This is a genomic window from Nitrosomonas sp., from assembly GCF_024282095.1.
Classification (GTDB): domain Bacteria; phylum Pseudomonadota; class Gammaproteobacteria; order Burkholderiales; family Nitrosomonadaceae; genus Nitrosomonas.
Window position 1 is genome coordinate 1 of the sequence record NZ_JAMWZS010000006.1, and the last position, 22,075, is coordinate 22,075.

Below are 22,075 nucleotides of genomic sequence, written 5' to 3' on the forward strand. Positions count from 1 at the left end.
ATAATGCAACCCCTTATGAAATACTCAACGCTTATTTTAATCAACCTCTCTGTAAACAACCCTGAGATTTCTTACAAATCAAAGCGTAAATTAGTGCCAAATAGCGCGCTTTTTGTTACAGGGACAGTGAGAAAGACTAATAGAAATTTTATGTGCTTAAAAACTGCATCATAAAAATTAGTGGAATCAGTCAAAAGATTAAGTGTGTTATTTAACTATTAAATAAATTTATTTAGATATTAAATTATATTTTACAATATATTAGTACCTAAGCTGCAGGAGATTGAATCATGCTATCAGAAGATGCGATCAGAGATCATCAAACGGTGACTTCGGAAGGTCAACCGACAGAAGCTTTGATGGTTGGTGTAAAGAAAAAAGAAGTGCCCAATATTATTACAGGAAACGGTATCACTACCGAATTGTGGCGACCGGACTGGGATGTGGGACCCGATCAAATACGGCATATGATTCACGTTATATTGCGAGGTAAATCTATCAGCGCTTGGCATATGCATGATTTTCAAGTTGACACTTTCTTTGTGACCAATGGATCAATTAAATTGGCTCTATTTGATGATCGCGCTGATTCAGCGACAAGAGGTCAAATCAATGTCTTTCATCTCAGCCGTATGCGTCCCACATTAATCACTATTCCTCCCGGTATCTGGCATGGTTTGCAAAACTTAGATCATACCGAAAGTAGTTTTATTAATTATTTTAACAATCCTTATATTCACGCTGAACCGGATGAATGGCGATTACCCTTTGACACCGACAAAATCCCCTATCAGTTTAAGTAAATTATTAAAAACCGCATAATCCTTCAAATAGACTGTTCAACCATCACTACGTGAGTCGTCATGCGACTGTTCGCTCCACCGCGATTCTCCCAACGGCAAGAGGTTGAATTTCGTGCCAAAAATATCTATTCTTTCCACCGCCGTTTGAATCACCAAGTCATGTCATAGCTGGAGATGATCATGCAGATCTTCATGGGCAGGTGTCAGCGCATAAATCTGTCGGCGCAAAATACTTGGCCCATCATATCTATCAAAGCGGCCGCATCGATCAAGGTAATCAAGCCGCATAGTCTGGATATGGTCATCGTGGACAGAGCACACCGTGCAGGAGAAAGTTATTGCCTATCCGACTGACAGCAAACTGCTGAATAGAGGGCGGCAACAACTGGTGCAACTGGTAGCAGAAACTGGTTGCAAGGCACAGCACAGGCGATGCCTTTCATGCCATGCTCTGTGGCTGCGGACACAACCTGCGGATGATGCTGAGGAAGCCGCGACTTCTTCTCGCCCTAATTCTCAGTGCGACTGCATCGGCTACCAGTGAATGAATATGGAACCACTCAGTGACTTAGGCTTGCCTTTCCATGAAAATCGAATTGTTCAGGGTAGACTAAGTAGATCGTCTTTTTGTATCTGGAAAATTAAATGATATGTGGGTACACTTTGTCACCGGCGGTACCTTTTTATGTGACCTAGATAACTGAATTATGGAAGATTACAAGGGAATTGCCTCTTTCTTGCATGCATACTAGAGCTGAGGCACTCATTTCATGAGCTATGGCAGCGACTTTGTTCTCACGTTATTTACCAATAATCCAGAGCTGGCTCGGGCCGGCAATGCGGCTGGCATTAATCGCATTGGCCTTGATCTGGAACGAATGGGTAAAGAATATCGTCAGGAGGCCAAGAAAGCATGGATTTCAGATCACCAGATATTCGAACTTGAAGCTGTTCGCGATCAATTGACGCAATCAGCACTATTTGCCCGTACTAATCCCATTTATGCCGGTTCACGCGATGAAATCAATTATTTGATTGACCAAGGGGTAACCGTGTTGATGTTGCCGATGTTTCGCACGGTTAAAGAAGCAGCCACTTTCATTGAATTTGTTGATGGTCGTGCATTTGTTTCTTTATTGGTTGAAACGGCGGCAGCTGCCATACGCCTGCATGAGATTATCAAACTGCCAGGCATTGGTGAAATCCATTTCGGCTTGAACGATATGTATCTGGATATGAAGCTAGCCAATCATTTCGAGGTATTAACCTCGGGTTTTCTGGATAGACTGACCGATATCGCATCGACGGCTGGCGTGCCTTATGGTTTTGCCGGCATTGGCCGACCTAACGACAGCCGTTTGCCGATACCCAGCGATTTAATCTATGCCCAATATCCACGGCTTGGCGCAACACGCGCACTGGTTGCGCGCGTATTCTACACTCCTGATTTTCACGCACTGAATCTCGCACATGAAGTGAATGCCGCACGTGATATGCTGGATCATTGGCATCAAGCCGGAACGGATCAGCAAGCTGCCGCTTTGGAGCTATTACGTACTAAAGTAGCTGAATGGGTTGCTTGAGTCCCCTATATTGTATCTAGCAAACCATCCGTAATGACCGGTGCGCAACTTACTTTCTACGACACCTCGCGTGCCTATTATGCAGGATATTATCTGCAGGGCTTCGATGAGTTAGCAAAAAACGGGAAACTGCAAATCAGAGTTGCCCACGCGCTTCCGGCACGTCTGAAATCAGCCATTCAGGACGCTGATTGGCAGCATTTATTGTTTGCAATGGCGCTTTTTAGATTTCAGCAAGGCGGTTACGAATGGTATTTTTGCATAGATACGCATGATTCCAACTCGGTCGATGTTACCCATCATACCGGTGGGTATCATTTGCCACTGCTGCATAGCGTTGATGTCTACTTTAAGGTTAACTATAACCCGGATCAAATCGAATCCACACCAGTACTTAAAGATTCTAGTGAGAAAATTTTCAGCATCTCACAGTTTTTCCCAATACGACCGAGCGCGTTTCTGTCACTTAGCCGCAGAATGTTGTTGACTCCGAGACTGTTTGGATTTAAACCGGGCATCAATTATAACGCGCCTTATAAGAATCATTTTACAGATGCCAAATTTCGCTTGCGTGATCTGAAAAATTATCAGCCACTTGAGCAAATCCTGGCTTATCGAGCGACTCCAAAGGATATCGACATTTTCTTTGTAACCAGTTTTCGTCATAATTCTCGTCATGTAGAGGTTATGGAGCATCGTGACCAAGTTATCAAGAAGCTTTCTAGTATAGCTTCACTTAAAACAGCTACAGGTTTCTCAAGCGAAAAAGCGTTACCGGAGAAATATGCCAAGGTGATTTATCCACGCCTGAACCAAGTTGACTATCTTGAAACTCTGGCGCGTGCTAAGGTCGTTATTTATACACAAGGTATTGCCGGTTGCTTATCTTCCAAATTCGGCTTAGCTATGGCGCTCGGGGTCGCTGTTATCGGTGAACCCTTAGGAAATAACCCGGACCTGTTAATCGCAAATCCACATTTAAAAGAGCAGTTCTCCTACTCAGACCCGGATGAAATTGTTGGGCGCGCAGTCGATCTGGTAACAAACCCGGAACAAGCTCGCAGACTGGGTGCCCTGAATGCACACATGTTCGACAATCAATTGGCTCCCTGCCCCACTGCGGAATACATACTCCAAGTACTACAAAAATTCCAATTTTCCGATTCTCAATATTCATGTTAGTGAAAATTAGAATAGTTGAGATGAACTGGCGACAATGGCGCACTTGAAAGCTATTGTGTAATAACTAACCGCCCAAAATAGAAAATGACACTGAAAATCGACATTCTGACTTCCCATTATTTCCAAACGATTTTGATTGATTATTTGCTTGAGAAGCTCAGTTCCATGATGTGGCATAGGAATATTGTAGTACTATTTCCATTTGGATATTTATTGCCTATAACAAGGAACATGCCGTGAGAATTACTGCGCTACTTTTAATTATTTTTGGTTTACTGGGTTTACTGACTTCATGCGCTCATACGAATCCTCCTCCGATGGATATGCAGGAAGCTATTCAAAGAGCGACAACGCGTTGTGATCATGAAGCGCTGGCTAAACATTATGAAGAAACTGCCAGAGAATTGCAGTCAAAGGTAAAAAAACATAAGAAAATGCTTGAATCCTATGGATCAGTTACTTTTAACTATGGGAAAGAGGGACTAGCATTGCAGTCCCAGTCTAAAAACTTAATTAACTTATATGAACAAGCTGTAAAAGCTAATATGGATATGGCGAATTCTCATCAAACCATGGCCGCAGAGATTAAATAATCAGCTCAGTTCAGTTTTTCTGTAGATTCCTCTTGTTGCTTCTTCCACTTGTCATAGCATTCAAGACCGCAGTAATACATGATGTAATCAGTAGCCTTCACGCTCGAAGCTTCAGATATCGGTATTTCTTTAAGGCATACCTCACAAGTAACCTTTTCGGGTTCAATGAGCTTATTTTGTTCAATCATTTCAGCACCTCCTTGAGAGTTGAGATCAAGTGTGTTGAATGGGATTATAAGTGACACTCCAGTAAATACAAGTGCTTAAACTGCCAAACGACTGCCCCAGTCCGTGAAGTGAAATATCTGTCCCAATGAGTGTTCGTTGCTTCTAGTCAACGATCTTTGGTCGCTCATCAATGCTGATCCGGTTGCGAATGGCGTTGCGCTATTCTTGTCAATTTCCATAATTAAATCATAAATATCTCATCAATTCTTTTGTTGATGTACATCAAGCGACATCGCAGCAAATTATTTTAGAATTAAGAAAATAACAGATTAATTAAATCGATAATGACACTCAGAATTTTAATCATAAATTAAATGGGCATTCGACATGAAAAACAACGCTGATTTATCCAGTTCTGCAGCAATCCAAGGTGCAGCGCCTTCCGGTTTAGTCTTTTGGAATCGATTTGAAGCTGAAGGTGATGTCCTTCCGAGCGAGGTCGGTCCGGATGTGCAACTTGCAGATCGTTTTATTAATAGCTGGGACTATGCAGAAATCGTTCCCGGCAAGTTTGGCAATGGCCTGTGGGTTGATCGGGATGCCAATGATTATGACAGTATGGTTGGCGGCAATTTTTTTGGAACCAGTCTGCAAGACATGGCTTTAACGCCGCAGCGAGGCGCCATTGAGTTTTGGTTTACGTTTAAGTATGACGCCAGCACGGAGGATGCCGCTTTTTTCTTTATGAATGCCAATCAATTGGCTGGCGACTTTGGCGGCTCGGATATCAACACGAACGTTGTGATTAATGCAGGCTGGAGTGGATGGTCAAGTAATGGCAAATCATTTTACATCTATATGGATAATGTATCTGACAGCCAGCCACTAGCACTAATACAGACACCGGATTTCTCAGCGGCACCGGGAGGCAGTTTGGATTTTGTGGACGGCACAACCTATCACATGGCCTATGTGTGGGATAGCAATGGCATAGATTCCACTTCGGATACCATGAGAATGTATGTCGACGGCGTCAAGGTCGCTTCTGGCAATCCGGTTTTACCGACAGGGAGCTTCGATCCTTATTTATACGTGGGCACTGTTCCAAATCCATTTCCGGATCGAACGGGCTTTTATGATTCGGTGGTTGGCGTTACCGACAATCTCAAGATCTGGAATTATGGCAAATCCGATTTCTCCGATAGATTTGTGGAAGGCGTTGGTCCTCAGGAAGATATTGTTGGCACTGCTGGGGATGATGATCTTACCGGTACAAGCGGACCGGATATTATCAAAGGCTTGGCGGGCTCAGATACGGTTCAAGGACTCGCCGGGGCAGACACTATTTCCGCCGGACTTGGCAATGATCTTGTCAGTGCGGATGATGGTGATGACGAGGTCACAGGGGATAGTGGAGACGACAGCCTCCTGGGCGGCGCGGGCAATGACACGCTTAACGGTGGCATAGGCCAGGATCGCTTGCTTGGACAGGCAGGCAACGACAATCTGTTGGGCGGGAATGGCGCCGACCGGCTCAATGGTGGCGATGGTGATGATTCACTCAAAGGCGGAGTCGGCAATGATATATTGTTCGGCGAAGCGGGCGACGACACGATCAGCGGGGGAGGCGGCAACGATGTCGCTAATGGCGGTACGGGCAATGATAGCCTATCGGGCTATTTGGGGTCCGATACCCTAATTGGCAGCGTTGGCAATGACGTGCTTGCCGGTGGCGCAGGTAACGACACGTTGACCGGTGTTGAGCCATCGGCTGCCGGAAGTGGTGTTGGTTTTGGCGCAGGTGAAGTGGATACCTTGCGCGGTGGTTTGGGTAGCGACACATTTGTGCTTGGCAGCACCAGCCGAGTCTACTACAGCGATGGTGATCCTCTGACCAGCGGTGATTCAGATTATGCGCGGATTAAAGACTTCAACGCCAGCGAAGATGTGATCCGATTGCACGGCTCACAAGCGTTATACAGCCTGGATATCTACACTGTCAGTGCGGGCGCCTTCGAAGCTGCCTTGATTTATGATCCTGGTATTGCGGAGCGAGCCGAAATCATTGGTATCTTGCAGCATGTTCCTTCCGATCTCAGCCTGACCAGCGCTGCTTTCAGCTATGTTTAACAAAGTGTGGGTTGGAGGGCGGTTTATGCGAAGGAACGAATATGTTTCTTGCATTAATCCAAACAACGCCAGCATGCAAACCAGCATTGGCAGCACTTCCCCAATTCCAAAACTCGAGACCTACGCGATGCTGCTCGCAGGGCTTGGTTTGTTGGGTTTTGTAGCGCGTCGTAGAAAAGGCACCGCTGTCGCTGTGTAAATCAGATTTACATTTTTAGCGATAAATTTTTTTGGAGGAAATAAACATGATAGAAAATCTTTCTTTTGGTATGAAACTAAAATTGTTGGTACCTACTTGCATGAGGGCATGGGGTCTCGTTCATACAAGTCACATTGTGCGGCTGTCGATCTTTGGGCTCGCTATGTTGTTGCTGGGTTTTCCGGTGTATGCAACCAATGAGTATTTATTGGCCAGCGATCGCGAGGGTCGTAATATTTTGCGTTATGACGCAGAAACAGGTGCTTTTGTCGATGTTCTGGTAAGTGCCGGATCTGGAAATATGAATGTTCCCTTTGGTATGGCCATTGGTCCAGACGGGGATTTGTATGTTAGCTCTGGTTTCACTGAGATTTTCCCCACACATGATGCGCGTGTGTTGAAGTTTGACAGTGAGACAGGAAAATTTCTCGGGACATTTGGAACTGCCTCGGCAACCTCCTCACTAGGTTTTATGGCCTTCGGACCTGATGGGAACCTCTATGTGGGTGATGTTAGTAACGCCACGGTACTTCGCTTTGATGGAAAGACTGGAGAGTCGATGGGAGTTTTTGCCACCGGTCTTCCAGGAGAAGGTTACTTTGGGCTAGATTGGGGGCCTGACGGCAACCTATACGTGGGATCGTTTCAGGATCACATTGATCGTTTTGATGGTGTGACCGGTGCGTCGTTAGGCATTCTATCAACGCCAGAGGCAAGTTCAGCAGGCTCTGTTACCTTTGGGCCTGATGGTATGTTGTATGTCAGCGACTATTTCGGTAGTCAAGTACTTGTTTATGATATCGTTACTGGGGAATTGGTTAAATCACTTCATCAGGGATTGAGCGGTCCCAATAGTGTGGTATTTACCGAAGATGGCGATCTTTTAGTAGCTAGCTATTTTAATAATCGGATTGTCAAATTTGAGGCTGAATCCAGCACTGGAACAATATTTGCTGGTGGCCATCCTCTTCATGGACCAAGAGGGTTGCTGCTAGTGCCGGCAATACCGGTACCTGAACCTTCAACCTACGCGATGTTACTCGCAGGTCTTGGTTTGCTGGGTTTTGTAGTACGCCGTAGAAAAGAAGAAATGGCCACTTGATTCAAATGTGCATGCCATCAATTGCGGGAGCCGAGGCTCCCGTTTTTGTTGCGCGGAAAGAATCCGGGCAACTGCTGCGAACTTAACATCACCTGTGTGATGTAGTATAGAATTAAAACACAACTTTATTTTATAGAGCGATGTTGCTGTCAAAAATCAAATTAGAAGGAACCGGCATGTCTCGAGCACTTTTTGTTTTTATATTTTTTGTGATTACGCTTCAAGGTTGTGCCACCTCCAGAGAGGTGTTTCTTGCCGATGGGACTAAAGGGCATAACGTCAATTGTAGCGGCTCCGGATTGAACTATAGCAATTGCCTTGAGAAAGCGGGCGAGATCTGTGGTGCGCGCGGGTATCACATACTCAATCAGCAAGGTGATGCGGTTCCTTTGTCCGCAGCAATCCGTGAGTTTAGCGCAAGCGCGCGGACAGCGTCAGTCGGATATTTGGCGCAGTCGGGTTCGATCGTCACGCGTAATCTGTTTATCAAATGCAAGTAGCCGGGTAACGTGAATCTGAGTTAGTACAATCATGGGCATTTTCCCGATTAAGCTTGCATCCGCAAGGAATCCAATGGGGTGGCTGCAATGATTCTTTCTGCTTACGTGCAAGCTGCGAAACCTGATGTCATTCAGGTGTGGGTTGGCTTGTTCGGCACTGTTGATCCGCCGCCTGTGAATTTTCGCATGAATGGCATGCAGGCGATTCCACTCGAAGTACCTGTCATTGCAGCGATTCATGATCAAGAAACCGATGCCGCAGGCAAACCGCTCAATCATCGCGGGATTTTCCGGTTTGCGGTGCCGCAAGCGGATACGTTATATCGGATCGACATTGAAGCCGGCAGTGAGCGGTATGAGTTGTTAACGAGAAGCTTGCCGGATGCGATACCGCCAAAATTGGATGGTAGTTTCAACCTGTTGCTGTGTTCATGCTATTACCAGCCTGAAGATAAGGATGGTTTGCTGGGAACGATCGTTGCGCAGATTAAAATCCAGCCGCATTTGATTGTCATGGCGGGAGATCAAGTGTATCTGGATCTTCCGTCATTTGAGGATTTGCCTGAAACCGATCCGGAAATATCCCAGCGCTTGGGTAAAAAGTACCGGCGCAATTGGTTGTCTACGACACTGAATATTCCCGGCCTTGAACCAGTGCTCGCACGTGCGCCGGTGGTTTGCATTCCGGATGACCATGAATTCTGGAACAATTACCCTTTTTCACAAAGGCAGCTTCCGAATACCTGGAGTGCGGAGGGACGGGATCTGTGGGCCGCTGCTGCAAAGGCACTGTATGAAGACTATCAAGGTTGCCTGGATGCGGCGGGTGTGCTGCGCATCGACATCCAGCCGCTGAAAATGCTGTTTGTTGATATGCGCTGTGGTCGTGACCGTAATCGTGACCGTGATGAATCATTTCATTACTTGGCGCGCAGCGATGACACGCTGGCTGCGATCACCCGCTGGGTGGATGATCTGACTGCCGCCAAAGCGGATCATCAGCCGGCAATCGGCGTATTGTCGTCAGGGCAAGCGCTGTTCGTTGATCAGCCAAATGAATCGGATGGACGCAACATTGATGCCGAGATGAGCAATTACGCCGAGATGGATAAAGTGCACGAGCAGCTCGATCGCCTCGCCGATGCGGGCATTCCGGTACTGTATTTGACCGGTGACGTGCACTGGGGGCGTGTTGCCACGGCGCGAGACCTGCAGAGTGATCGCACGCTGATGTATGAAATCATTTCTTCCCCTGCACGATTGTTTCGCACGCCATTGCTGGATTCAGCGCATGAAGCATTGAATAGCCTTAAAAGTATGTTTGGCAACAGCGATACCTGGCCGCGTCATAGCAAACCGCTGAAAACACCCGATCGTTTCGGCAGAAATCGCCGTTTTGCCTTGAAAAGCGAGTTTGAACAGGCTGGCGATCATGTGGCGGTGGTATCGTTTACGCAAGCCGGAGCTGGTGTGGAGTTTCAAGTCAGCTACTATGCCATTCACAAGGACAAATCAATCGCGCAATCCAGAACGACCGGAAATTACCGGCTGCTATCCATTTAAATAGGAGCATTCCATGCTGAGGCAAATCCGATCCAAAGATAAATCACCCAATTCAAATGTTACCAAGCTCAAACGCTCAAAAAATGAAGGGAATGTTGCGTGGTGTGAACGGGCGATGCAAGCAATACGTGCTGCTGACAAAAAGAATACTTATATCCTGTTACTCGGCGGATCCGATACCATGGCTTTCCGGCTTCGTGCCGCTCAGTCGCATTTGCGTGAAGATATGCTGCCTTCGTTCTGGTCGGAGGCGATGTTGCTTGCGCTGAAGGATGACAATCCGCTTGAATCCGCAGACGCCATTTATGTGCCGCTGATTCAACCCGAGGGGCCGGCTTTTTCTCCGCGGAACAACGGCGTCGTGGCGCGGCCATTGCGAGACTTTGACAATCCTGATCGTTATCCCAATATTGCGTTGATCGCACTGCCGGTAGCACAATCCATCGTCTTGGATTACGTCGAAAAATTCCGCAAATCACGCTCGACGCTGGATGCACTGGAGCATGTCGTGCGCTGGTTGGCGTATGCCTGGGGAGCCGGGAACACTGCAAATCCGTTGTATGAAAATTACGGATTGCCTTCGGCCTGCATGCTGGAAACTGTATTTGCGGCAGTAAACCTGGATATTACGCCAGGCCTCGAGTCGCGCGTTTCCTGTCCGGAAGCCATTTGGGTGGCGGCACGTTTCTGGCAGAGCTACTTCAAGGAATTTAAAAGCGGCAATGAGCTTGCAGGGCGTTATTGGACGCCCCATGAGTATTTGATTGATGAACCGAAGAAAAATATGCAGGGTTGATTGCCGGCGGAAGGCTCTTTGGATTATTCATCGCAAGGAATTCGCTCATCTGAAACTACAAAGAACTTGCTCAATCGATACAAACAATCTTTGCAATATGCCGGAAAATCGAATGGGGCGAAAAACCGAACCAGTCTTGAGATTCTTCATGGTGCGCGCCAACGACGGCACCGGAAGCTTTTTTATCGGGGTACAGCAGCAGGGTGATCGATCGCGCTTTTTCATGAGCGCAATCAAATTCATACAACGATTTAGCTGCATGATATCCACCTTTTTGCCTGTTGTCGTAGCTGGATAATATCCAGATTTTTCTGAATTGCGCGTTTTTTTGCAAAGTCTGCGGATCAAAATAATGAGTCTCACCTGGTTTCGCCGCAGCATCCACCGCAACCCACTCAGCTTGTGCAGCTGTGGCAGCTATTAGCAAAAGAAATACCGATAAATATTTTTGCATCATTCGTCACTATAATAATTGGCTCGGTTAATCTGTTTTTCTTTTCCCGGAATTTCCAAGCGGTTGATAATTGGCATCGGTTTGCTATTTTCCTGCAGAGTGTTACAAAAGTGCATCATTTTGCTATGAAATAGTTCCAACTGCTGGTGTTTTCAACTATTCTTAGCAACCATTCGGTCTAGTGTACGGTTCGCTTTTGAGCGTTCAATGGAACTACACGACGACATGCCTGTTATACATTTATTATATGGGATAGCAGTATATTTTTTACATGCATTTCTTACAATTGTTGATCGCGAGGATTGCCTGTGTTGAAGAAATTTCCAATGGATAGTGGCAGCAATCGATAGCGTTATGAATATCCTTATCTGGAGTTAATTATGGAAGAACTGAATCAAGCCTGGGTCATGTTAAAGCTTGGCGGAGTTATTATCGTGCCGCTGTCTTTGCTGGCAGTGGTCGCTTTGGCAATTATGCTTGAAAAAGCATTTATCTATTGGCGTTACGCGCGTCTTTCCAGCGATTTGTTAAATCTGGTGGAAACCTATGGTTTCAAATGGAATGATCTGGAAAAAATACTTTCCGGGCTGGACAAGCGCCATTATTACAAGCGTTTCTTTGAAGTGGTGATTTCCAACCGGCATAAACCGGCATGGTGGACGGAATCCCGCGCTGCCGATGAAGCGCAGATCATTGAAGAATCCCTGTCGCGCCGACTCTGGGCTTTGGAAACCATCGTCACGGCTGCGCCGCTGCTTGGATTGGTGGGAACCGTGGTCGGTATGATGCGCGCTTTCCAGGTGATTGGCAGCGAAGGTGTTGTTAACCCCACGGCGGTCACAGGCGGTGTTGCAGAGGCATTGATTGCAACCGTGGTAGGCTTGGCGATTGCCCTGGTGGCATTGTTTGGATTCAATTATTTTTCCCGTTTGCAATCGTTGACATTGGATGAAATGGAACGCCTGGGTACGCGGCTGATCGATAACATCCGCCTGGATCAACAGGATAATACCCATGAAGCTCCGTAAATCGCGCACAATCCACAAAGGCAAAATTGAGATCATCCCGATGATCGACGTGATGTTTTTCTTGTTGGCAACATTTATGCTGGCTTCTTTATCGATGCAAAATCTGGATTCATTGCAGGTCAATCTGCCCGAAGGTGAGGCCGAGAAGCTCAGCGCTGAAAAGCCTGTGACACTGACGCTGACCAAGGACAGTAAAATCTATATCAATCAGACGGCTGTCACGCTGGATACGCTGGCGAATACTCTCAAACCGTTACTCGCCGATTCCAAACAGAAATTGATTGTGTCCGCTGATAGCGAAGCACCGCAGGGCGTTGTCGTGCAAGCCATGTTGCGTGCCCGATCTGCTGGTGCGCAGCATTTTCTGATTGCAGTGAAACATAAATAGCGCAGCAAACATGGCGAGCTCCAGATCGACAGAAATTCGCCTATGGTGGCCGTTGCCACTGGCTGCGCTCGTCTGGTTGCTGATTATCTGGGGAGTGGGTTTTTTGTTGTCATCACCGGAAGTAGAGCCACTCACGCCGCCGCCTCCAATTGCCGCCAGCTTCATCGATTTAAACGAGACAGAAAATGCAAAAAACTCACTGCCTGCTGCTTCGCAAAGTGCTCCAACGCCACCTCAGGAGCAACCTAAAGCTGTAGAAGAAGTAAAGCCGGCACCCAAATTACCGCCGCTTCCTGCACAGAGTCCGCCTTCGCGCACGCAACCCAAACCCAAGGCCGTTGAGAAACCGAGTAAACCTACGCCAACCCAGCCCGCCAAAGAAAAAATAGTCACCAAAGTGCCGCCTAAGGCTGCTCCGGATGCGCCGACGGATTTGTCCGAATATATTAATCAGGCCAAGGCGCGCCGTCGCGCGGAAGGTCTTTTTGATAACGAGGACAGCGCCGCCGCAAGCGCCGCTGCGCCACAACCCTCTGCCGATGAGATTCGTATGGCGAATGTCAGAAGGAATCTGCAGACTCCTGGTACCAGCGGTATTTTCCAAATTCTCCGTATCGGCCCGCGCACCGCGGAATTCTCATTCCGCGCCTGGACAACGGGCCAAAGCAACCCCCGATTACAAACGATTCAAGTCGATGCCGGGCCGGATGGCGATGTTGAGCGTGCTATCATTCGCCGCATGATCGAGTTGATTCGTCAATATTACAAAGAGGATTTCAACTGGGAATCCCATCGCCTTCACCGCGTCGTCGTGTTGTCTGCGCGCGAAAAAGACTCTGCGGGACTGGAAGATTTCTTGATGCGTGAGTTTTTTGTTAACCCTGTACGTTAGCAAAACTCCATTCAAGAAATTCTTTCAAAAAGTCGTTAGCGCTATTAGTAGGATAATTCCTGTGACATCTTTTTGCTACACTGTAAGTTATCTGATAAATAATAAATTTCTCAATTTCTCAGTTGATATTTTTTCATGACGGCAAGCAATACAACCATCGAAGTTATTGTAGACGACTTACAATTGGGCATGTATGTCAGCGATCTTGATCGGCCCTGGCTTGGAACACCTTATCTTATTCAGGGTATCCTCATCCAATCCCAGAATGATATTGATGTACTTAAGCGCTATTGCACGCGCGTTTATGTGGACATTGCCAGAAGTGAATCATGTGTTGCTCAGCAATATACCCCGCATGCATCATTGGGTGTTTCACAGGATATTGCGAATCAGCATAAGCCACAGCGATCCAATGAAGCCGAATCTCTTGGCGCACTGCTGCATCGAGTAACAACTTATGCGGATACTTGTACAGCGGAACAAGAGATTCCTGCAGCTACGAAAGCATATAACATTGCATCCACTTTGTTCAGTGACATCAATATCAACATCGAACGCAATACCAAGTTTGATATTCGCGCGGCGCAGGAAGTGGTCGATACATTATGCGAAAGTATTATACGCAACCCTGATGCGGCGCTTTTGCTGGCACAGCTCAAAACCACCGGAAAGGAGCTCTACGACAGTGCCATTAAAAACTCGGTTCACTTGCTGGCTTTCGGTCGTCATCTCGGCCTTCCACATAAGGAATTGTCGCTGCTTGGTCTGGGTGGGCTGTTGATGGATATCGGAAAACAACGTTTGCCGAAAGAAATACAAACAAAGCCAAGCTTATTTCTCAAACCAAATGAACGCAAGCTAATGAAGCAGCATATTTTTTATGGAGAAGAGATTGTCACGCAATTAAGTGATGCACCGGAGGAAGTAGTCAAAATTGTTTTGCAGCATCACGAACGTGAAAATGGCAGCGGGTACCCACATGGACTGCACGCCAATCAGCTACACCCCTATGGACGCATGGCGGCTATTGTTGATTGTTACGAGGAACTGATCTGGGGGCAATCGGGCATGCCGGGTATGAGGCCATTCCATGCATTCAAGGAGCTTCGGGATAATGCGCAGAACGGCCTCAGTTACGCATTGGTAGAGCAGTTCGCGCATTGTATCGGTATGTTCCCGGTAGGCAGTCTGGTGGAACTCAACACAGGCGAAATTGCAATTGTATTGGCACATAACCGTACGCAACGATTTCTCCCGCGCATCATGATCATCTGCGACGCAAAGAAAAAACCGTATGATGCTCCCCTGACATTAGATTTGAGATTAGCTGGCACCAACCCGGCCGGCGTCCAATATGCGATTGTCAATGATCTGCCCCAAGGTGCTTACGGGATTGATGCCAAAAAGTATTATTTATAAATTACCCAGACCGGTTGCTTACCCCTATGACTGTGCTTGCTTATCAGGATTTCTTGCAAACAGCATCACAAAAATTGTGTGATTCGCACAACAACAGTCGGCGCAATGCCTTACTGATAGTGAATTTTGAACGATTAGCAGAGCTTGATGGTGTGCTTGGGTTTGCTATGGTCGACGATATCATTCGGAAAATATCCTGGCAGCTCAAAGATGAACTGAATTCGGAAGACTTGGTTGGGGTAACCGGGCGCTATCAAATCAGCTGTTTGTTAATCGACCTACTCACAGATGCGCACGCAATGCTGGCCGCGCATAAGATTTTGAGAATGCTGGCGCGCCCGTTTGTATTGGGCAGGCGAAGTATAATCCTGGCAGCGCGCATTGGGGTGGCGGTCAGTAATCGAAATGATCACACGCTCAATCAACTGATGAGTAATGCGAGCTTGGCGATACGCCAGGCAAGACTGCAACAAGAGCCTGTCAGGCTTTTCGTTGCAGAAAAGGAAGATCCGCTACTGTTGCAGATAGATCTCTGGTCAGATTTGGGAAATGCGATCGAAACGCGGGAATTATATCTGGGCTATCAACCACAGATTAATACTGTTAGCGGAAAGATTGAATCCACTGAAGCGTTACTACGCTGGAACCATCCAACCCGCGGGCCTATCCGAACCGACAAATTGATCCAGGTTGCTGAAGGCACAGAACTGATGTCTAAACTCACCTTATGGGTTTTTCATACGGCGTTGAGAGAATGCTCCGAATACCGCAAAGCCGGATTGGATGCGGGCGTTTCGATCAATTTCTCTGCGGATGATCTGCGTGATCCGGAGCTGCTCGAACTTGTTTTGCAGGGATTAAGCCTCTGGAGCGTACCGCCCGGCCATGTGACCATTGAATTGACCGAAACGGCCGTCATGGAAGATCATTCAGGTACGCTGGATACCTTGCACAAGCTGAAGGATGCGGGTTTAAGGCTTGCAATGGACGATTTCGGCACAGGCTATTCCTCAATGGCACGAATGCTGGATCTTCCCCTGGATGAAGTCAAAATCGACATGGTATTTGTCAAACACATGACAACCCGGCATACGCATGATCGCATTGTTGACTCCATGATCAATCTTGCGCATCGGCTTAATTTATCGGTAATAGCGGAAGGTGTAGAGGATTTCGCCACTTACGAACGTTTGCGTGCGCTGGGCTGCGACATGATTCAAGGTTACTTTATCGGCAAAGCCATGCCGTTGCCGGAGCTGATTGACGCTGTAGTCAATCAATCTCCCAAATTCTTGAAAATGACACTGCAGGACCCTGCTGATAATTAATGCCATTTATCACTGCCACGTCTTGTGTTGCACGCTGAAAACCACACACTCTGCCTCGTCTAATTGAAGCTTCCAAGTTAAATGATCTGCCAAAGTGCGTTTGCTGTATCCGCTTCCGCACTATAATAATGGTTTTTTAAAGCCGCAGACTTTTATGACCGCGATTAAACCGCTTCCCGAGTTATTGATCAACCAGATCGCCGCTGGCGAGGTGGTCGAACGTCCTGCCTCGGCATTGAAGGAAATTCTGGAAAATAGCGTGGATGCGGGCGCAAGGAAAATTACCGTGCAACTTCAACAAGGTGGCGTCAAACAGATTCGTGTTGCCGATGATGGAACAGGCATTGCCAAAGATGAGTTGCTGTTGGCGCTGACACGTCACAGCACCAGTAAAATCAGCACATTGGAAGATTTGCACAGCATTACCAGCCTGGGTTTCCGGGGCGAAGCATTGGCCAGTATCGCCGCAGTGTCAAAGCTCACATTAACCAGTTGTCAGACCGGGCAAAGCCACGCGTGGCAGATACAAGTGGATGGCAAAGCTGTTTCGCAACCGATGCCTTCGTCACTGACGCTGGGGACGATTCTGGATGTCGATGACTTGTATTTCAACATTCCCGCCAGGCGTAAATTTCTAAAATCGGAAACCACCGAGTTCGCGCACTGTGACGAAGCATTCAAGCGTATTGCGTTATCCCAGCCCGGCGTTGAATTTGTTTTGCAGCATAACGGAAAAGTGCGCCGCCAGTTACGTGCGGGCAACGCAGCACAGCGAATCGCGGCAGTGCTGGGTGAAGAATTCAGCCAAACGGCAGTATCGCTTGACGAGCAGTCGGCAGACATGCGCCTGCATGGCATGGTGGCACTGCCGGCATATGCCCGTTCATCGCGGGATGCACAGTATTTCTTCGTCAATAACCGTTTTGTCAATGACAGGCTGATTGCGCATGCATTGCGTGAAGCCTATCGTGATGTACTGCATTTGGATCGGCATCCGGCGTTTGTGTTATTTCTGGAAATCGATCCGGAAAATGTCGATGTGAATGTGCACCCGACCAAAACGGAAGTCCGTTTCCGTGAATCCCGTGCATTGCATCAATTCATTTTTCATGCGATCAATAAAGCGTTAGCCTTGCCTAATCAGGAAGTAAAAACTGATGAATCGGTGCAAACAACCCGATCATTCCCCGCTTACCCGAGAAGCAATCAAGCAAGACCGGATATTGCGTCGCAACCGGCCAGTTTTTATCGCACCTTGTTTGGTACGCAAGCCAATGCATACCCGGTAGAGCCCGCGAACACAGCGCCTGTGACACAGGTGGCGGTGAAATTTGATCAACCTGTTGCGGTGGAGCAAGAGCAGGATGTTCACCCACTCGGTTTTGCGTTGGGGCAACTGCATGGTGTTTATATTCTGGCGCAAAATGCTCGCGGTTTGGTGGTTGTGGATATGCATGCCGCGCATGAGCGGATTATGTACGAAAAACTCAAGCAGGCGCTTGATCGCCATGAAATACCGATGCAATCGCTATTAATTCCGGTTATTTTTCATGCCGACAGCTTGGAAGTCGCGGTGGTGGAAGAAAATCAGGCAACGTTGGCGCAACTGGGCTTTGAGATTGCCGTACTTTCGCCCGCTGCACTGGCAGTGCGCGCACTGCCGACCGCCCTCCAGGATGCCGATATTGTGCAGCTGGCTCACGATATTCTGCGTGAGATCCGTGAGTATGGTGCGAGTCAGGTGTTAACCGCCAAGCGCAATGAAATACTGGCTACTATGGCTTGTCATGGCGCAATCCGCGCCAATCGCAAACTCACCCTCGAAGAGATGAATGCGCTGCTGCGCGACATGGAAATCACCGAACGGGCGGATCAATGCAACCACGGCAGACCCACTTGGTTTGAAACCAGCCTGGCCGATCTGGACAAATTGTTTATGCGCGGCAAGTAAATTCTGGCCGGAGCATCAGTCTCAAAATGCTATAGTCCCGGGATTTCTTTATTCCTCCGCGCTTATTAGCAAGGTAATTCCAGTCAGCCAAGTTTTTTTGTGGTCTAGCACAATTAACGTTAAGCTATGACAAATGAAATGCGGGAATACCTGAATTCAGTAACAACTTAAATATTTTTTACGCAATTAAAGTAAGAAAGGGTTAATGCGATGAATATGGATAAAGTACCGGGCGATCCTCAGAATGCGGCGAATCAAACTGATCCGTTTCGTGAGGTGGATGCGCATGGTGGGGATGTAAAGTCTGTATCTGATGATCCCGGCTTGCTTGACCGATTGATAGCATTTATTCCCAAGCAGATAAAAACCAACTGGTTCTGGATCGTTGCTTATGGCTTTAATCTTGTGTATTTCATATTTTCCCTGGTCAGAGCCAATCAAGGGGATGATGCCGCATTCACCATTCCCATACTGCCGGGAGTCATTTTTACGTGCATCATTTTCATACAGATCTACGCTGATCCGATCGACCCTATTCCAACGGATGGATTGGATCTGGATAGCAGAAAGAAGGTAGAAGAGAAGAGATCGCAGCAAAGATATAAATGGATGCTATTTGCTTACAGCTTTATGCTGTTGTCACTGATGTTAACTTTTTATCCATTTATTAAACCTTTTCACGACAAATCAACCGAAACGCTCCGTGATCGACCGATTGCTGTATTTATTGGCTGTTCCTTGGATAGTACAAACAAAAACTTAAGTTGTGTGAAATCAAAAACTGATAGCGAAGGGAAAAAACAAGAGAATGAACAAGTCGCTGGAACGTGGGCTATCAATATCGGTGGTTATGTCAACAAATGCGAAGAGGATAAAAATGGCAAGGTAATTGCCTGCCAAGTCAGTGATGGTCTGCTTGTTCCACTTTATTTCATTATTCTTGCGCTGATGGGCGGTAGTATCAGCCTGACCAGGCGGCTACCGGAATTGCAGAAGCAGGTGAGTGCGGAACATATCGCGACAGAACGGCAGCCTAAATTGACGCAGTACGAGTATCGTGAATATCTGATCTTCCAGATCGTACAATTTATTTCAGCGCCTTTCTTAGCCATTCTTGCGTATTATCTGATTGAGCCCAGTAATACGACCAATTCAGTGGCGTTGGCTTTTACAGCCGGATTTGCATCTGAAACGATTTTGTTGATGATTCGATCCATTGCAAACAAGATTACTCCGGAAAACAGTGCCTTGCTGCAATATGGTGCGGTTGTCGGTGTCATTACCCTGAGTGATAAAAGCACAGGTATTGGGAAGCCCGCTGAGAAAGTCGAAGTATCATTATCTGAATCGCCGCAAATTCATTCAATCACGGATGAGCGAGGATTTTATATGCTCGGTAATGTACCGGTTGGCGAGCACAGCATCAGTATTAAATTCACAACCACAGTAAACGAAAAAGAGGAAGAAAGATTGAAAAAAGATACGATAAAAATTGAACGCGCTCAGGCTATTGTCAAAAAAAATGTAACAATCGAATGACCAACGCACAGCCTGTTAACCGAGTCTCAGACAACCGTCTTGCTGACAAGATCGAACATATATCATGAAAAAACTACTGTTTACTTTAACGCTGACCCTTATCAGTACTGGCGCGATGGCGGAATGGACCAAAGTGGGCGAAAGTGATAGTAAGGGTGGCTACACTGCGTATGCGGATCTGGCTTCGATTCGCAAGACAGGCAGTAGAGCTAAGATGTGGGCTTTATTTGACTATCGGACCGTACAGAAAGCTGCAGGCGTTGAATTTTTATCCGAAAAAATCCGGCGCGAATACGAGTGCAAAGAAAAACAGATGCGAAAACTGGCTTTTTCGTTATTCAGTTGGAATATGGAGGATGGTGACCTTATTCGCTCGTACAGCCAACCGCAGAAATGGGAATCCATACAACCAGGCAGCGTGGATGAAGCAGAATGGAAAGTAGCCTGTAATGAATAATTAATCCTTGCAATACTCAAACCTATTTTATTGACGCATGATCGCGGTATTATCAGGCAGGACCAACATGAGTGGAGTCTCATGTTGATCCTGCTTTTCACCGCACAAACATCTCGTTTTGTAGGAAAATAGAAATCAAATTGTATAGCTTGATGTTGTTTGGAACAGCCGCTATATGCGGCCCTCATTGTTTTTATTTGCCGCTGATGGGTTATGGGCTTGTGGCAAATTACTTCTTAATCAATTCAGATCAGCGATTGAGTAATTCTGCCTTTTTATATGACTTACCCAGAAACACATGAACGCCTAATTCCTTGGCGATTTTCTGATGTTTTTCAGCAGTTCATGATGAGATGATGATCGGGGTTTTGGTTGTTCACGGGTTGGCGCGCACCTGTTTGATGAGTTCAGAGCCGTTCATTAAATCGACCAATATCACATCCGGCATGATTCCCTGGCGTATTGGGATGGCTGCGGCACCGTTCTTCGCAATCTGCCAATCAGCACATTGCAGCCTTTGTGTTCCAACAAGCACCGCATTTTCTCCCGAGAATCGCGATTAACTGAGAGCGATTGCTCCCCACGGCGGTGAGCCAGCGGGCGCAACGTTAATCAACTTCTCATTGACGAATTCACCGAAGCCCAACTCCGATAATTCGCGACCGAAGCCTGAATTTTTGACACCGCCGAACGGAAGCTCGGCGGATGTCCATACCGGCTGATTGATGAAGGCCATTCCGCTGTCGATCTTTGCTGCGATCCTGCGACCACGCTCAACATCGGCGCTAAATACCGAGGCACCAAGACCGAATGGCGTTGCGTTCGCCAGGCGAATAGCTTCCTCTTCGTTTTCGACAGCATAGAAAGCGGCAACTGGGCCAAACAGTTCCTGTGTGTAGATTGCATTGCTCTTATTGATGCCGGTGAGTATGGTCGGCTCCAAGTAGAAGCCGGGACGATCAATTCTTCTGCCGCCGAGCACAATCTTTCCTCCGTCCCTTTTGGCCAGTGCAATTTGATTAAGCAGAATATTCAACGTCTTCTCGGAGGACAGAGGACCTAAGGTAGTTCCTGGGTCTTGGGGATCGCCAACTTTCAGAGAGGTCATGCGCTGCACGAAGCCATCAAGGAATATCTTGCCGCGTTTCTTGCCAATGACAATGATGCGCTTCGATCCGACGCAGCATTGGCCAGTGGTGAACATTCGTCCGAATAAGGCGCTATCGAGTGTGGATTCCATCGGCGCGTCCTCGAGTACAATCAGTGGATCACTGCCGCCCATTTCCAGCACCGATTTTTTGAGGTTACGGCCAGCACGTTCTGCAACTGCCGCACCTGCGCGCTCGCTGCCGGTTATGGTGACGCCACGGACGCGCGGATCTTCAATTATTCTCTCAATCTGCTGGATGCTGGCAAAGATGTTGGTGTAAACACCTGTTGGTGCACCGGCTTCTTCAAAAAGGCGGGCAAACGCCAGCGCCGATTGGGGTACGTTCTCTGCATGCTTCAGCAGCAGTACGTTGCCGACCATTAACTGCGGTCCCGCTACCCTTGCAATCTGGTAGTAGGGAAAATTCCACGGTTCGATGCCGAGCAGGACACCGATCGGTTCGATATGCAGTTCCGCGCCGCAAGATTCGGTAAGTATTTTTGGTTTAAGATAGTTCTCAGCTTTTTGGGCATAGTAGTCCAGAATATTGGCGCAGAGATTAACCTCTGCGCGCGCTTCGTTGATGAGTTTGCCCATCTCCAATGTCAGGTAATGAGCGTACTCTTCGCTTTTCTTGCGAAGGATGGCGGCTGCAGTTGAAACGATTCTGGCGCGTTCAGTGATTAGACAATGGCGCCAATCGGTCTTGAAAGCCTTATGTGCATTTGCAAGTGCGCTCTCCAGATCTTGGTCGGATATGTCTGCATAGGTCTTGATCAGCTTACCTGTTGTTGGGTTGATCGTTTGATAAGTCATACTGTTCTCCAAAGTCTGAAAATGAAATTGGCTG

At 47.3% G+C, this 22,075-nt stretch carries 22 protein-coding genes and 1 pseudogene; 19 read left to right on the plus strand and 4 right to left on the minus strand.

Translation table 11 applies throughout. From position 1 onward, the window contains the following. Positions 1-290 precede the first annotated feature (290 nt). From Q0K92_RS02875 to Q0K92_RS02895, 5 genes and pseudogenes are all read left to right on the plus strand, one after another. Positions 291-803, plus strand: coding sequence for a dTDP-4-dehydrorhamnose 3,5-epimerase family protein (locus Q0K92_RS02875; RefSeq protein WP_297324299.1), 513 nt, complete (start codon positions 291-293; stop codon positions 801-803). A 246-nt stretch (positions 804-1,049) separates the two neighbouring features. Continuing rightward, positions 1,050-1,215, plus strand: a pseudogene (locus Q0K92_RS02880) (IS5/IS1182 family transposase); the annotation flags it as partial. 358 nt (positions 1,216-1,573) lie between these two features. Next, positions 1,574-2,386 (plus strand): aldolase/citrate lyase family protein, encoded by an 813-nt coding sequence (locus Q0K92_RS02885; protein WP_297324300.1) that lies wholly within the window; start codon positions 1,574-1,576, stop codon positions 2,384-2,386. 33 nt (positions 2,387-2,419) lie between these two features. Next, positions 2,420-3,568, plus strand: a complete 1,149-nt coding sequence (locus Q0K92_RS02890) for a hypothetical protein (protein WP_297324301.1) — start codon at positions 2,420-2,422, stop codon at positions 3,566-3,568. A gap of 236 nt (positions 3,569-3,804) precedes the next feature. Beyond that, positions 3,805-4,161, plus strand: a complete 357-nt coding sequence (locus Q0K92_RS02895; RefSeq protein WP_297324302.1) for a hypothetical protein — start codon at positions 3,805-3,807, stop codon at positions 4,159-4,161. Between the two features lie 5 nt (positions 4,162-4,166). Here the strand turns inward: Q0K92_RS02895 and Q0K92_RS02900 are convergent, their stop codons facing one another. Then, on the minus strand, positions 4,167-4,349 hold the full coding sequence (locus tag Q0K92_RS02900; RefSeq protein ID WP_297324303.1) for a DUF3330 domain-containing protein: 183 nt from the start codon (positions 4,347-4,349) through the stop codon (positions 4,167-4,169). Positions 4,350-4,716: 367 nt separating this feature from the next. Here Q0K92_RS02900 and Q0K92_RS02905 point away from each other — a divergent pair, with 367 nt between their 5' ends. From Q0K92_RS02905 to Q0K92_RS02930, 6 genes are all read left to right on the plus strand, one after another. Further along, on the plus strand, positions 4,717-6,459 hold the full coding sequence (locus Q0K92_RS02905) for a hypothetical protein (protein ID WP_297324304.1): 1,743 nt from the start codon (positions 4,717-4,719) through the stop codon (positions 6,457-6,459). Between the two features lie 73 nt (positions 6,460-6,532). After that, complete coding sequence (locus tag Q0K92_RS02910) at positions 6,533-6,658, plus strand: PEP-CTERM sorting domain-containing protein (RefSeq protein WP_297324305.1); 126 nt, start codon at positions 6,533-6,535, stop codon at positions 6,656-6,658. Between the two features lie 136 nt (positions 6,659-6,794). Next, the gene (locus Q0K92_RS02915) at positions 6,795-7,760 is read left to right on the plus strand and encodes an NHL repeat-containing protein (RefSeq protein WP_297324306.1); all 966 of its coding nucleotides are present in this window, start codon (positions 6,795-6,797) and stop codon (positions 7,758-7,760) included. Positions 7,761-7,936: 176 nt separating this feature from the next. Then, positions 7,937-8,260: a hypothetical protein gene (locus Q0K92_RS02920; RefSeq protein ID WP_297324307.1), complete on the plus strand. Its 324-nt coding sequence runs from the start codon at positions 7,937-7,939 to the stop codon at positions 8,258-8,260. Positions 8,261-8,347: 87 nt separating this feature from the next. Next, positions 8,348-9,823, plus strand: a complete 1,476-nt coding sequence (locus tag Q0K92_RS02925) for an alkaline phosphatase D family protein (RefSeq protein WP_297324377.1) — start codon at positions 8,348-8,350, stop codon at positions 9,821-9,823. A 13-nt stretch (positions 9,824-9,836) separates the two neighbouring features. Beyond that, a complete protein-coding gene (locus tag Q0K92_RS02930) occupies positions 9,837-10,619 on the plus strand; it encodes a hypothetical protein (protein WP_297324308.1) in 783 nt (260 codons plus the stop codon). 70 nt (positions 10,620-10,689) lie between these two features. On the opposite strand, the gene Q0K92_RS02935 is transcribed toward Q0K92_RS02930, so the two are convergent. Next, positions 10,690-11,076: a surface-adhesin E family protein gene (locus Q0K92_RS02935; RefSeq protein ID WP_297324309.1), complete on the minus strand. Its 387-nt coding sequence runs from the start codon at positions 11,074-11,076 to the stop codon at positions 10,690-10,692. Positions 11,077-11,453: 377 nt separating this feature from the next. Here Q0K92_RS02935 and Q0K92_RS02940 point away from each other — a divergent pair, with 377 nt between their 5' ends. From Q0K92_RS02940 to Q0K92_RS02975, 8 genes are all read left to right on the plus strand, one after another. Then, positions 11,454-12,101, plus strand: coding sequence for a MotA/TolQ/ExbB proton channel family protein (locus Q0K92_RS02940; protein ID WP_297324310.1), 648 nt, complete (start codon positions 11,454-11,456; stop codon positions 12,099-12,101). Further along, positions 12,088-12,489, plus strand: coding sequence for a biopolymer transporter ExbD (locus tag Q0K92_RS02945; RefSeq protein WP_297324311.1), 402 nt, complete (start codon positions 12,088-12,090; stop codon positions 12,487-12,489). Before Q0K92_RS02940 ends, Q0K92_RS02945 begins: the two co-directional genes overlap by 14 nt. 10 nt (positions 12,490-12,499) lie before the next feature. Beyond that, positions 12,500-13,381 carry a hypothetical protein gene (locus tag Q0K92_RS02950; protein WP_297324312.1) on the plus strand — a complete coding sequence of 294 codons (882 nt, stop codon included), beginning with the start codon at positions 12,500-12,502 and terminating at the stop codon, positions 13,379-13,381. Positions 13,382-13,516: 135 nt separating this feature from the next. Further along, a complete protein-coding gene (locus tag Q0K92_RS02955; protein WP_297324313.1) occupies positions 13,517-14,800 on the plus strand; it encodes an HD-GYP domain-containing protein in 1,284 nt (427 codons plus the stop codon). A 26-nt stretch (positions 14,801-14,826) separates the two neighbouring features. Beyond that, the gene (locus tag Q0K92_RS02960) at positions 14,827-16,128 is read left to right on the plus strand and encodes a GGDEF domain-containing phosphodiesterase (RefSeq protein ID WP_297324314.1); all 1,302 of its coding nucleotides are present in this window, start codon (positions 14,827-14,829) and stop codon (positions 16,126-16,128) included. A gap of 154 nt (positions 16,129-16,282) precedes the next feature. Beyond that, the gene (gene mutL, locus Q0K92_RS02965; RefSeq protein WP_297324315.1) at positions 16,283-18,079 is read left to right on the plus strand and encodes a DNA mismatch repair endonuclease MutL; all 1,797 of its coding nucleotides are present in this window, start codon (positions 16,283-16,285) and stop codon (positions 18,077-18,079) included. Positions 18,080-18,289: 210 nt separating this feature from the next. Continuing rightward, entirely contained in the window at positions 18,290-19,618 is a 1,329-nt protein-coding gene (locus tag Q0K92_RS02970) for a hypothetical protein (protein ID WP_297324316.1), read from the plus strand. A gap of 64 nt (positions 19,619-19,682) precedes the next feature. Further along, positions 19,683-20,075 carry a surface-adhesin E family protein gene (locus Q0K92_RS02975; RefSeq protein ID WP_297324317.1) on the plus strand — a complete coding sequence of 131 codons (393 nt, stop codon included), beginning with the start codon at positions 19,683-19,685 and terminating at the stop codon, positions 20,073-20,075. A 376-nt stretch (positions 20,076-20,451) separates the two neighbouring features. Here the strand turns inward: Q0K92_RS02975 and Q0K92_RS02980 are convergent, their stop codons facing one another. Together Q0K92_RS02980 and Q0K92_RS02985 are read right to left on the minus strand one after the other, a co-directional pair. Beyond that, positions 20,452-20,610, minus strand: coding sequence for a hypothetical protein (locus Q0K92_RS02980; RefSeq protein ID WP_297324318.1), 159 nt, complete (start codon positions 20,608-20,610; stop codon positions 20,452-20,454). A gap of 24 nt (positions 20,611-20,634) precedes the next feature. After that, a complete protein-coding gene (locus Q0K92_RS02985; RefSeq protein WP_297324319.1) occupies positions 20,635-22,041 on the minus strand; it encodes an NAD-dependent succinate-semialdehyde dehydrogenase in 1,407 nt (468 codons plus the stop codon). Positions 22,042-22,075 lie beyond the last annotated feature (34 nt).

Coding starts and splice junctions, on each gene's coding strand:
- Q0K92_RS02875 (WP_297324299.1), top strand. CDS start 291: ATGCTATCAGAAGATGCGATCAGAGATCATCAAACGGTGACTTCGGAA.
- Q0K92_RS02955 (WP_297324313.1), top strand. CDS start 13,517: ATGACGGCAAGCAATACAACCATCGAAGTTATTGTAGACGACTTACAA.
- Q0K92_RS02930 (WP_297324308.1), top strand. CDS start 9,837: ATGCTGAGGCAAATCCGATCCAAAGATAAATCACCCAATTCAAATGTT.
- Q0K92_RS02885 (WP_297324300.1), top strand. CDS start 1,574: ATGAGCTATGGCAGCGACTTTGTTCTCACGTTATTTACCAATAATCCA.
- Q0K92_RS02910 (WP_297324305.1), top strand. CDS start 6,533: ATGCAAACCAGCATTGGCAGCACTTCCCCAATTCCAAAACTCGAGACC.
- mutL (WP_297324315.1), top strand. CDS start 16,283: ATGACCGCGATTAAACCGCTTCCCGAGTTATTGATCAACCAGATCGCC.
- Q0K92_RS02985 (WP_297324319.1), bottom strand. CDS start 22,041: ATGACTTATCAAACGATCAACCCAACAACAGGTAAGCTGATCAAGACC.
- Q0K92_RS02945 (WP_297324311.1), top strand. CDS start 12,088: ATGAAGCTCCGTAAATCGCGCACAATCCACAAAGGCAAAATTGAGATC.
- Q0K92_RS02925 (WP_297324377.1), top strand. CDS start 8,348: ATGATTCTTTCTGCTTACGTGCAAGCTGCGAAACCTGATGTCATTCAG.
- Q0K92_RS02935 (WP_297324309.1), bottom strand. CDS start 11,076: ATGATGCAAAAATATTTATCGGTATTTCTTTTGCTAATAGCTGCCACA.
- Q0K92_RS02905 (WP_297324304.1), top strand. CDS start 4,717: ATGAAAAACAACGCTGATTTATCCAGTTCTGCAGCAATCCAAGGTGCA.
- Q0K92_RS02890 (WP_297324301.1), top strand. CDS start 2,420: ATGACCGGTGCGCAACTTACTTTCTACGACACCTCGCGTGCCTATTAT.
- Q0K92_RS02950 (WP_297324312.1), top strand. CDS start 12,500: ATGGCGAGCTCCAGATCGACAGAAATTCGCCTATGGTGGCCGTTGCCA.
- Q0K92_RS02960 (WP_297324314.1), top strand. CDS start 14,827: ATGACTGTGCTTGCTTATCAGGATTTCTTGCAAACAGCATCACAAAAA.
- Q0K92_RS02900 (WP_297324303.1), bottom strand. CDS start 4,349: ATGATTGAACAAAATAAGCTCATTGAACCCGAAAAGGTTACTTGTGAG.
- Q0K92_RS02970 (WP_297324316.1), top strand. CDS start 18,290: ATGAATATGGATAAAGTACCGGGCGATCCTCAGAATGCGGCGAATCAA.
- Q0K92_RS02975 (WP_297324317.1), top strand. CDS start 19,683: ATGAAAAAACTACTGTTTACTTTAACGCTGACCCTTATCAGTACTGGC.
- Q0K92_RS02940 (WP_297324310.1), top strand. CDS start 11,454: ATGGAAGAACTGAATCAAGCCTGGGTCATGTTAAAGCTTGGCGGAGTT.
- Q0K92_RS02920 (WP_297324307.1), top strand. CDS start 7,937: ATGTCTCGAGCACTTTTTGTTTTTATATTTTTTGTGATTACGCTTCAA.